Source organism: Duganella fentianensis, assembly GCF_964031615.1.
Classification (GTDB): Bacteria; Pseudomonadota; Gammaproteobacteria; order Burkholderiales; family Burkholderiaceae_D; genus Rugamonas; species Rugamonas fentianensis_A.
This window is the reverse complement of the sequence record NZ_CAXIQN010000012.1, coordinates 25,364-35,640: the sequence shown is the minus strand read 5'-3', so window position 1 is coordinate 35,640 and position 10,277 is coordinate 25,364. Positions and strand designations below refer to the sequence as shown.

Genomic DNA, 10,277 nt, shown 5'->3' with positions numbered 1-10,277 from the left:
TTTAAGTATCACGAAGACTAGCTTCGTGTGCACTTTCATCAAACGTCCACACTTATCGACTGTGAATTTTTAAAGAACTTGTCTTTGGTACTGCTTGCTGAGAAGCGTTGTGTTCATCAGCGAAGAGGCAAGAGTATGAAGCGTTTAGATCGTTTCGTCAACCCCTACTTTTTTCTCGTTCAACTCAGCGCTGAGCGCCTTGTTTTGCGAGGGGGCGAACTATAGCAAGGAAGCCACTGGCTGACAAGGGTAAAATACCGCCTTTGCCCGTCTACTTTGCCGCACCATGACTATTCTGCTCACTACTCTGAATGCTCGCTATACCCATGCTTCGCTGGGATTGCGTTACCTGCTCGCCAATATGGGCGAACTGCAGGAGCAGACCAAGCTGCAGGAATTCGTCATCGGCGCGAAGACTACCGAGATCGTCGAACGCATACTGGCGCACGCACCCCGCATCGTCGGTTTCGGCATCTATATATGGAACGTGGAAGAGACTACCCGCGTGGTCGCCATGCTCAAGCGGGTAGCGCCGGACGTGGTCGTAGTGCTGGGCGGACCGGAAGTCTCGCATGAATCGAACGAGCAGGAGATCGTCAAACTGGCGGACTATGTCATTACCGGCTGGGGCGATGTGACGTTCCCCAAACTGTGCGGCGAGATTCTGCACGGCCCCAAGCCGCTAATGAAGATCCATGCGGGCGTGCAGCCACCTATGGATCAGATCAAGCTGCCCTACTCCTTATATAGCGACAGCGACATCAAAAACCGCACGCTATATGTAGAGGCTTCGCGCGGCTGCCCGTTCAAATGCGAATTCTGCCTGTCTGCGCTGGACAAGACCGCATGGCCCTTCCCGCTCGACGACTTTCTCGCCGAGATGGAAGCGCTGTATGCGCGCGGCGCACGGCTATTCAAATTCGTCGACCGCACCTTCAATCTGAATATCAAGACCAGCCTGAAGATCATGCAGTTCTTCCTCGATAAATTGGAAGCGCATCCGGACGACCCCGTGTACGCCCACTTCGAGCTAGTCCCCGACCATCTGCCTGACGCACTAAAAGAGGGCATCAGCAAATTCCCTGCTGGCGCCCTGCAGTTTGAAATCGGCATCCAGAGCTTCAACCCGGCCGTGCAGACGCTCGTGAGCCGCAAGCAGGATAACCAGAAGGCCGCCGACAATATCCGCTGGCTCACCCAGCAATCCCACGCGCACATGCACGTCGACCTGATTGCGGGCCTGCCCGGCGAAACGGTGGACAGCTTTGCCGAAGGCTTTAACAAGCTATGGGCATTAAATCCCCATGAAATCCAGTTCGGTATCCTGAAGCGCCTGCGCGGCACCCCGATCATCCGTCATACGCAGGAATATGGTTTGATTTTCGAGCCATATGCGCCGTACACCATCCTCGCCAACCGCGATATCGACTTCCCCACCATGCAGCGACTGGTGCGCTTTGCGCGCTACTGGGATCTGGTGGCCAACTCCGGCCGCTTCGGCAACACCCTGCCGGTGCTGCTGGGTGACGATGCATTCGGCCAGTTCATGGCCTTCTCCGACTGGCTATACGCGAATACCGACGCCACCCACCGGATTGCCCTTGATCGTCTGGCGGCCATGGTAGCGCGCTGGCTGCAGACGCGCGGCATGAGCAAAACCGAAGCCGACGCCCTGCTGGCCAGTGACTATGCAGGCCGCAACGAGTCCGGCTCGCGCCTCAAAGGGGGCGCCGCCGGAGCCGAAACGGCGGCACCATCACGTCAGGCGCGCCATCTGGCCGCCTAGGTACTGTCCGGCAACGCCGCGCATGGATAGGTAGCGGTCAAGGCGAAAGTCCCTTAAACTGCCATTATGCCCATTGCTAAAGAGCCTATCCTGACACTCTCACAAGCGACTGCCGCCGACCCCACGGTCACGGCAGGCGGCACGTGGCAAGTGCACGCTCTGGCACAGGGCAAGGCCATGGCCACCATCCAGCAGCAACTGCTCACCCTCAAAGGCAAAAACCCGCAGTGGGATTTGCGCGCCATCGACAGCATGGACCACATCGGCGCCCAGCTATTCTGGAACGCCTGGGGCAAAGCCCGCCCCGCCCAATTGCAACTGGCGCCTGCGCAGGAAGAATTTTTCATCCGGCTGGAAGCCACCGGCAAGCTGGAACTACCCGCCACCCGCCCGCAACGACTGACATGGATCATGAAGCTAGGCTTCATGATGATGGAGTTCGTCACTCACCTGATCAGCTTCATGCGGCTGGTGGGGCAGGTTGTGATCGACGCGGGACGCTTCGCCCGTGCGCCCATGAAAGGGCCATGGAAGGAGATCTCCGCGAATATTTTCCATGCCGGTTTTCAGGCGCTGGGCATTACCGCGCTGGTGGGCTTTCTGATCGGGGTGGTGCTGTCCTACCTCTCGGCCCAGCAGCTACGCGCCTTCGGCGGCGACATCTATCTGGTCAACCTGCTGGGCATGAGCGTGATCCGCGAACTGGGACCATTGCTGGCCGCGATTCTGGTGGCGGGCCGCTCCGGTTCCTCGATTACCGCGCAACTGGGCGTAATGCGGGTGACAGAAGAACTGGATGCCATGCTAGTCATGGGGATTTCGCACGGCTTCCGGCTGGTGCTGCCGAAAGTGCTGGCACTGGCAGTTTCCATGCCGCTGCTGGTGATCTGGACTGATACCATGGCACTGATAGGCGGCATGGTGTCGGCACGGGTGGAACTGAATCTGTCGCCCGAATACTTCATCACCAAGCTGCCCGACGCCGTGCCGCTGGCGAACTACATGATCGGTCTGGGCAAAGGCGCCGTGTTCGGCATGCTGATCGCACTGGTGTCCTGCCACTTCGGCCTGCGCATCAAACCGAATACGGAAAGTCTGGGACGCGGCACCACCACTTCGGTGGTCACCGCGATTACCGTGGTGATACTGGCCGATGCCGTCTTCGCCATCGTGTTTAGCGGCGTGGGGTTCTTCTGATGGCGAATCCGGCACTGGTCCCCGAACGCAGTTGCGGCGGTAGCCGCGGCGATGGCGAGCTGACGCTGGACGGCAGCGTGCCTATCGTGGAAATCACAGGTCTGTGGACCAAGTACGGCCGCACTGTAGTGCATCAGGATCTGAATCTGGAAATCCAGCAGGGCGAAATCCTCTCCATCGTGGGCGGTTCCGGTACCGGCAAAACCACCCTGCTGCGTCAGATGCTAGGGCTGGAAACCCCGGCGCGCGGCTGCGTGCGGGTGTTCGGCGAAGATATCAGCGAGATCGATGCGGCCCAGTTGCAGCAACTGCGCAACCACTGGGGCATGCTGTTCCAGCAAGGCGCGCTGTACTCGGCGCTGACGGTGCTGGAAAACATCGCCCAGCCCATGCGCGAACTGCATGCCCTGCCCGAAGACCTGATCGTCGATGCCGTACTACTGAAGATGAATATGGTGGGTCTGGGCCCCGAGCATGCCAACAAGATGCCATCCGACCTGTCCGGCGGCATGGTCAAACGGGTAGCCTTGGCACGCGCACTGGCGCTGGAGCCCAAGCTGCTGTTCCTTGACGAACCCACTGCAGGTCTGGACCCCGACCTGTCGGAAGCTTTTGTCAGCCTGATTAAATCGCTGCACCGCGAACTCGGTCTCACCGTCGTGATGGTGACGCACGATCTCGATACCCTGTTCGCTCTCTCCACCCGCATCGCCGTACTGGCAGAAAAACACGTGATCGCCCTCGGCCCACTGGAAGAAGTGCTACAGGTCGATCACCCCTTCGTTCATGAATTCTTCCTCGGCGATCGCGGCCGCCGCGCGCTGGAAGCCCTGAACGAGAAAAACCCTCAGGAGCAATGATGGAAAACCGATCCCATGCCCTCACTACCGGCTTCTTCACGATCACCCTGCTGATTGCCGCCGTCCTGTTCGGCCTCTGGTTCAACCGCGACCGCGTGGAGCGCGCGCCTTATGTACTGGCCACCACCCGCCCGATTCCGGGCCTGAACCCGCAAGCACCGGTGCGCTATCGCGGTCTGCAGGTGGGCAAAGTCGCCAGCATCAGCTTCGACCCGAACGTCACGGGCCAGATACTGGTCACCCTCAACATCAACAAGGATGCGCCGATTACCAGCACCACCTTCGCCACGCTAGGCTATCAGGGCGTAACAGGCATCGCCTTCATCCAGCTCGATGACGACAGCGTAGGCTCGCCGCGACTAGCCACCAATAGCGATACGCCAGCCCGGGTGCCACTGCGCCCCGGCCTGTTCGACGTGCTGGAAAAACGCGGCAAAGCGATTCTGGACCAGACCGAAATCGCCACCCAGCGCCTGAACAATCTGCTCAGCGAACAGAATCAGCGCGCCATCCTCAACACTTTCAGCGAGATCAGCGCCACGGCACAGGCCTACCGCGCCCTGCCGGAACAGTTGCAACCCACGCTGGAACGCCTGCCGCAACTGGCTGACCAGACCCAGCAGACCCTGAAAAGCTTTAACCGTCTGGCTGGCGATGCCGACCAGATGGTGCAGCACCTGCAGGCCCCGAATGGCCCTATCGCCCGCCTGACTGATACCACCGAACGCATCGCTAACTCGGTCGAAACCGTCGCGGGCGAACTGGAGCTCGATACCCTGCCGCAGGTCAACTCGCTGTCGGACGATACCCGCGCTTCCATGCGCGCGCTGCGCAAGACCATGAACAAGATTAACGACCGCCCGCAAAGCCTGATCTTCGGCGCCCCCGGCACCCCGCCCGGCCCCGGCGAAGCAGGCTACTCCGCCAGCGCCAAATGAGGAAAACTGCGATGACTGCCACGCTACGCCACCTGTTCGCCCTTGCCACCTGCGCCCTGCTACTAGGCGGCTGCGCTAGCACGCCACCGTCGATCGCGCGCTATGATTTCGGTCCGCTGCCAGCCGCCACCCTCAGCAGCAAGATCGGCACCCTGATCGTGGCCGATATTACCGGCCCCAGCGCCCTTGATACGGAACACATGCAGTATCGCCTGCTCTACGCCGATGCGCGGCAGGCGCGCCCGTATGCCTACAACCAGTGGGCCGCCACCCCGTTCCAGCTACTGGGCCAGCGCCTGCGTACCAATTTCGCCCAGGCAGGCGTGAAAGTACTGTCCACCACCGACGCGATTACCAACCCTACCGTGCTGAGGATAGAGGTCAACGAGTTCGGCCAGAATTTCACCAGCGCCAGCAGCAGCCATGGTGTGCTGAATGTACGCGCCTCGCTGTTCCGTAACCACCGCCTGCTGGATCAGCGTACCTTCCAGCGCAGCGTGGCCGCCACCACGCCGGATGCCGCCGGTGGCGCGCAGGCATTGGCCGAGGCCAGCGATGCACTGACGGCCGACCTGCTGACATGGCTGGCCAGCGTGGCGCAGCCATAAGACCGGAACGCGGCACGTGGAACAGCACACCCCCGCCAGCAAAACGTCGCCATTTACCCGTGGCGCGCTGCTGGTGTACGTGCTGCTGATCGTCTATGCCAGCTGGTTCCCCTTCACGGGCTGGCACAATCAGGGCCTGTCGCCACTGATCTTCCTCGAACATGGCGAGATGCCGCGCTACTGGACCAAGTTCGACGCCATCATCAACGTGGTCGGTTATATACCGCTCGGCACCCTGATCGTGTATGCGCTCTACCCGCGTCTGCAGGGCTGGGCGGCGCTACTGCTGGCCAGCGCCAGCGGGCTGCTGCTGTCCGGTCTGATGGAAGGCGTGCAAACCTATCTGCCTAGCCGGGTGTCGTCGAATCTGGACTTCTATACCAATAGCGTGGGCTGCATGCTGGGCGCGGTGATCGGCGTGCTGACCGTGCGCCGCCTGCTCGACCAGAGCGAATTGCAGCGCCTGCGCAAAAGCTGGTTCGCGCCCCATGCCAGTCACGGACTAGTGCTGCTGGCACTGTGGCCACTGGCGCAGATCTACCCGCAAAGTTTCCTGTTCGGGCTGGGCCAGCTACTGCCCATTCTGTCCGAATGGCTGTCGCAACTGCTCGATACGGACATCGATCTGGCCCAGTACCTGCGCCCCGACAGCGTGCTGACGGTGGAGCAGTACTGGCTGTCCGAAACCATCATCACTGCCTGCGGCATGGTGGGCGCCGCCCTGACGCTATTATGCGTGCTGCGCAAGCCGGCCCCGCGCGGCCTGCTGATGGGTGGACTGATCGCCAGTGCCATCGTCGTGAAGGCACTGGCCACCGCCCTGCTGTTTTCGCCGGAAAACGCCTTTGTCTGGGTCACGCCCGGCGCCGAAGGGGGCTTTTTGATCGGCACCATCATGCTGGCCGGCCTGACCTTTGCGCCCCATCTGGCACAGCGGCGGCTAGCCCTGACCACTCTGCTGCTCAGTCTGGTGATCATCAACACCACCCCGTCCAACCCGTATTTCGTGGTCACCCTGCAATCGTGGGTGCAGGGCAAATTCCTCAACTTTAACGGTGCGGCCCAGTTCCTCACCCTGCTATGGCCGCTGGCCGCGCTCTGGTTCCTGTGGCTACCCGTGCACCGTCGGGCGCCCCCTGAGGTATCATAGCGCCACCTTAGTTTTCCGGACCCGATACCGCCATGAGCGACACTCCGTACTTCAAACACCATGTGTTCTTCTGCATGAACCAGCGCGACGATGGCCGCGCCAGCTGCGGCGAACACGGCGCGGCGGCTGCCCAGAAGCACGCCAAACAGCGCTGCAAGGAACTCAATCTGAACGGCGCCGGCAAGGTGCGCATCAATCAGGCGGGCTGCCTCGACCGCTGCGAACAAGGCCCGGTGCTGGTGGTCTATCCCGAAGGCACGTGGTACACCTATGTCGACAACAGCGATATCGATGAAATCATCGACAGCCATCTGGTCCAAGGCAAGGTCGTCGAACGTCTCAAACTGTAAACACCCATGATCAAGACTGAAAAATTTACCCTGACCGGCGGCGCCGGCCAGATGGAAGGCATACTGGACTTCCCGAAAGACAGCCCGCGCGGCATCGCGCTGGTGGCACACCCCCATCCGCTGTATGGCGGCACCATGGACAATAAAGTGGCCGTCACGCTGGCGCGCACCTTCGTCAATCTGGGCTATGTGGCGGCACGCATCAACTTCCGCGGCGTGGGCGCTTCCGAAGGCGTGCACGACCACGGCAAAGGCGAGATGGAAGACATGGCCATCCTGCACAAATGGATGACCGAACGCTATCCGGGCCTGCCCGTGGCCCTGTCCGGCTTCTCCTTCGGCACCTTCGTGCAATCGCATCTGGCGCACCAGCTGGCGGCGCAGGGCACGCCAGCCGAGCGGCTGGTACTGGTGGGCAGCGCAGCAGGTAAATGGGAAATGGCCAGCGTGCCAGCCGATACCATCCTGATCCACGGCGAGAACGATGACACCATTCCCCTGATCGACGTGCTGGACTGGCTGCGCCCGCAGGACATTCCTGTAATCGTGATCCCCGGTGCCGACCACTTCTTCCACCGCAAGCTCCAACACATCAAGAGCTGGGTCACACAACTGTGGCACCGCCCGAATGTAGCGGACGCTGCTGAAACGGACGCCGCAAGCGCCGATTGAAGCTCTATAATTCCTGCTCCTGTCTGACCGGCGCCCTACCCGCCTAGGGTAGGCGCCTTTAACCGTATAAGCTGACCGACATCCATGAAGAAAATTATTGCGGCACTCGCTACCAGTGTCCTGATGCTGACCAACGCCGTTGCGCAAACCCTGCCGCCACCGACCATCGCCGCCCGCTCCTGGCTGCTGCTGGACGCCACCAGCGGCCAGATCATCGCTTCGCAAGAACCTAATGCCCGCATCGAACCAGCCTCGCTGACCAAGATCATGACGGCCTACGTCACCTTCGGCGCGCTGCGCGACAAGAAGATCGACCTCAAGCAGATGGTCAATGTCTCGACCAAGGCATGGAAAGTGGATTCTTCCAGCTCGAAGATGTTCATCGATCCGGCCACCCCCGTCAGCATCAACGATCTGCTGTACGGCCTGATGGTGCAGTCCGGTAACGATGCCGCCGTGGCTCTGGCTGAAGCGGTAGCCGGCGACGAAAGCGCTTTCGTGGCGATGATGAACAAGGAAGCCCAGCGCATGGGCCTGACCAACACCCGCTTCGCCAATCCGCACGGCCTGCCCAGCCCGGAAAACTATTCCACCGCGCAGGATCTGTCGGTACTGGCCAAGCGCGTGATTCTGGACTTCCCCGAGTTCTACAAGATCGACTCGGTGAAAAGCTTCACCTACAACAAGATCACCCAGCCTAACCGCAACCGCCTGCTGTGGCTCGATCCTACCGTGGACGGCATGAAAACGGGCCATACGGAAGCGGCCGGCTACTGCATGATCGCTTCGGCCCACCGTCCTAACGGCGCCAGCGAACGCCGCCTGATCTCGGTGGTGCTGGGCACCTCGTCCGACCAGTCGCGTACGCAGGAAAGCCAGAAGCTGCTGAACTGGGGCTTCCAGAACTTCGATACGGTCAAGCTGTACTCCAAGGGTCAGGCCATTGCAACGCCGGAAATCTGGAAGGGTTCGCATAGCAGCGTGAAGATCGGCTTCACCAATGACGTGCTGGTGACGGTACCGAAAGGCGTGGCTGCCAAAATGAAACCGCTGCTGGAACGCAAAGACCCGCTGGTCGCCCCGCTGGCGGAAAACAGCCGCGTCGGCACCCTGAAGATGATGGTGGACGGCAAGCCGCTGCTGGAACTGCCCGTGGTGGCACTGGAAACCGTGGATCAGGCTTCCATCTTCGGCCGCGCATGGGACTCCCTGCGCCTGTGGATGAAGTAATCCCCGCGACAGGACGAATGGCCCCATCGGGGGCCGTTCCGTCCTGCCCTGCCTTGCCTTGCGTTAGGCTAACTAGCCAGCTAGCTGGCCGCCGCAGTGTGATGCAGCGCTTCCTGCGCCCACTGGAAGGCCTCCTGTCCGGCCTGGGTCAGCCGGTCGGCATCGAGCCCCATGCGGCCAGCCAGTTCCAGCGCCCGCTCCACCTTGTCGCGCTCGAACAGCAGCGCCAGCATCAGATACGGCCCGTACGGACCGCGATTCTCCAGCAGCACCTCACGCACTTCCGGCGACAGCTGCATCTTACCCACCAGCTCGGCCATCGGCACACCCAGCATCACATCGAACAGCGACAGCATCCCGACCAGAAACAGCTCATCGCGCTGGGCGGCAGGCAGATGGCTGCAGGTTTCCAGAAAACGGGCCCGTGTCAGCGCCACTTCCAGCAGCGATTCATCGCGCGCCTGATGCGCGCCACTGCCAAGCCGGAACATCGACACCGTCAGCGCACGGTATAGCTGATTACGCCCCAGCACCAGAAATGCCTGCTGCAAGCTGGTCACCTGCGTGCCCAATCCATTGGCGGGCGCATTCGCCCATTGCAGCAACTGGTAAGTCATGCCGGGATCACGCTTGACCACATCGATCAGCGCAGGCAGTTCGGCCTCCGTGCGCAGCAGGTTCAGCAGCTCGATCGAGGTCATGCGGCTCTGGTCCACTTTGCCTTCGCTGTCAGCCTCGTCGCGGGTAGTCAGGAACGGACCCATGAAATAATCACAGCCCCACGACAGGCACATACGCTGCTCGTTCCACGATTCCAGCCCGTCCACACACAGTTTCAGTGCCGGATAGCGCTGGCGTAACTGCTTGATCAGTACCTGAAACGCTGGCAGGCTATGTTCGTTCAGGTACAGCAGCACCATATCGCACAGCGCCAGCAAAGGCGCTTCTTCCGGCGCCAGTGACACGCCGCGCAGAGCCAGCTGCGCGCCCGTCTCGCGCAGCGCTGTCATGCGTCCCGCCAGTTGCTCCACCGGCAGTTCGGTATGGCGCCGGTCCAGCAGAAACAGCGTATGCGGCGCCAGCAGCGGCACATGGCGGCCGAAGGTGACGGCATCTAGCGAGAGCGGAATCAGGGCCACGCGCTGGGCGGCGAATTCCGGCACACGGGCTTCCAGCAGCGCCGCCACCATGGCGCTTTCCGCCAGCGGCGCGCCGTGCGGGCGGGCCACGGCGTGGAAGCGGTAGCCGCACAGACGGTGGCGCTGGTCGATCATCTCGGCCCGCACCACGACCGGCATGGCATCCAGCGGGCGCGCTGGCGCGGCCACGGCCGGCAGCACCGGCGCCGCTTGCTGCGCTGCGCCGCCCAGCCAGCGCTTGAACAAGGACATAATCCCCACTACACGTACTCCAAATTTCGCGATTGCCCTGATGATACAGGGAAACGGCATTTTTCAAGTCATAACAACAACTCTTCATCGCCCGA

The 10,277-nt window shown here is 61.4% G+C and carries 10 protein-coding genes; 9 read left to right on the top strand and 1 reads right to left on the bottom strand.

Annotated elements, in window-relative coordinates:
- Positions 1–286: 286 nt before the first annotated feature.
- From ABNT42_RS08030 to ABNT42_RS07990, 9 genes are all read left to right on the top strand, one after another.
- Entirely contained in the window at positions 287–1,786 is a 1,500-nt protein-coding gene (locus ABNT42_RS08030) for a radical SAM protein (RefSeq protein WP_348696164.1), read from the top strand.
- A gap of 66 nt (positions 1,787–1,852) precedes the next feature.
- On the top strand, positions 1,853–2,983 hold the full coding sequence (locus tag ABNT42_RS08025) for an ABC transporter permease (RefSeq protein WP_348696163.1): 1,131 nt from the start codon (positions 1,853–1,855) through the stop codon (positions 2,981–2,983).
- Positions 2,983–3,843 carry an ATP-binding cassette domain-containing protein gene (locus ABNT42_RS08020; RefSeq protein ID WP_348696162.1) on the top strand — a complete coding sequence of 287 codons (861 nt, stop codon included), beginning with the start codon at positions 2,983–2,985 and terminating at the stop codon, positions 3,841–3,843. The genes ABNT42_RS08025 and ABNT42_RS08020 overlap by 1 nt, the downstream gene beginning before the upstream one ends.
- On the top strand, positions 3,843–4,781 hold the full coding sequence (locus ABNT42_RS08015; protein WP_348696161.1) for an MlaD family protein: 939 nt from the start codon (positions 3,843–3,845) through the stop codon (positions 4,779–4,781). The genes ABNT42_RS08020 and ABNT42_RS08015 overlap by 1 nt, the downstream gene beginning before the upstream one ends.
- A gap of 11 nt (positions 4,782–4,792) precedes the next feature.
- Positions 4,793–5,389, top strand: coding sequence for an ABC-type transport auxiliary lipoprotein family protein (locus ABNT42_RS08010; protein ID WP_348696160.1), 597 nt, complete (start codon positions 4,793–4,795; stop codon positions 5,387–5,389).
- 16 nt (positions 5,390–5,405) lie between these two features.
- Positions 5,406–6,539: a VanZ family protein gene (locus ABNT42_RS08005; RefSeq protein WP_348696159.1), complete on the top strand. Its 1,134-nt coding sequence runs from the start codon at positions 5,406–5,408 to the stop codon at positions 6,537–6,539.
- Positions 6,540–6,571: 32 nt separating this feature from the next.
- Positions 6,572–6,889 (top strand): (2Fe-2S) ferredoxin domain-containing protein, encoded by a 318-nt coding sequence (locus ABNT42_RS08000; RefSeq protein ID WP_155436478.1) that lies wholly within the window; start codon positions 6,572–6,574, stop codon positions 6,887–6,889.
- A 6-nt stretch (positions 6,890–6,895) separates the two neighbouring features.
- A complete protein-coding gene (locus ABNT42_RS07995) occupies positions 6,896–7,561 on the top strand; it encodes a CocE/NonD family hydrolase (protein WP_348696158.1) in 666 nt (221 codons plus the stop codon).
- A gap of 84 nt (positions 7,562–7,645) precedes the next feature.
- Entirely contained in the window at positions 7,646–8,791 is a 1,146-nt protein-coding gene (locus ABNT42_RS07990; protein ID WP_348696157.1) for a D-alanyl-D-alanine carboxypeptidase family protein, read from the top strand.
- Between the two features lie 80 nt (positions 8,792–8,871).
- Here ABNT42_RS07990 and ABNT42_RS07985 read toward each other — a convergent pair whose 3' ends face one another.
- A complete protein-coding gene (locus ABNT42_RS07985) occupies positions 8,872–10,182 on the bottom strand; it encodes an HDOD domain-containing protein (protein WP_348696156.1) in 1,311 nt (436 codons plus the stop codon).
- Positions 10,183–10,277: the final 95 nt, after the last annotated feature.

What these genes read in the sequence shown, in the direction of transcription:
- ABNT42_RS08030 (WP_348696164.1), top strand. Translation starts at nt 287, where the DNA reads ATGACTATTCTGCTCACTACTCTGAATGCTCGCTATACCCATGCTTCG.
- ABNT42_RS08025 (WP_348696163.1), top strand. Translation starts at nt 1,853, where the DNA reads ATGCCCATTGCTAAAGAGCCTATCCTGACACTCTCACAAGCGACTGCC.
- ABNT42_RS08020 (WP_348696162.1), top strand. Translation starts at nt 2,983, where the DNA reads ATGGCGAATCCGGCACTGGTCCCCGAACGCAGTTGCGGCGGTAGCCGC.
- ABNT42_RS08015 (WP_348696161.1), top strand. Translation starts at nt 3,843, where the DNA reads ATGGAAAACCGATCCCATGCCCTCACTACCGGCTTCTTCACGATCACC.
- ABNT42_RS08010 (WP_348696160.1), top strand. Translation starts at nt 4,793, where the DNA reads ATGACTGCCACGCTACGCCACCTGTTCGCCCTTGCCACCTGCGCCCTG.
- ABNT42_RS08000 (WP_155436478.1), top strand. Translation starts at nt 6,572, where the DNA reads ATGAGCGACACTCCGTACTTCAAACACCATGTGTTCTTCTGCATGAAC.
- ABNT42_RS07995 (WP_348696158.1), top strand. Translation starts at nt 6,896, where the DNA reads ATGATCAAGACTGAAAAATTTACCCTGACCGGCGGCGCCGGCCAGATG.
- ABNT42_RS07990 (WP_348696157.1), top strand. Translation starts at nt 7,646, where the DNA reads ATGAAGAAAATTATTGCGGCACTCGCTACCAGTGTCCTGATGCTGACC.
- ABNT42_RS07985 (WP_348696156.1), bottom strand. Translation starts at nt 10,182, where the DNA reads ATGTCCTTGTTCAAGCGCTGGCTGGGCGGCGCAGCGCAGCAAGCGGCG.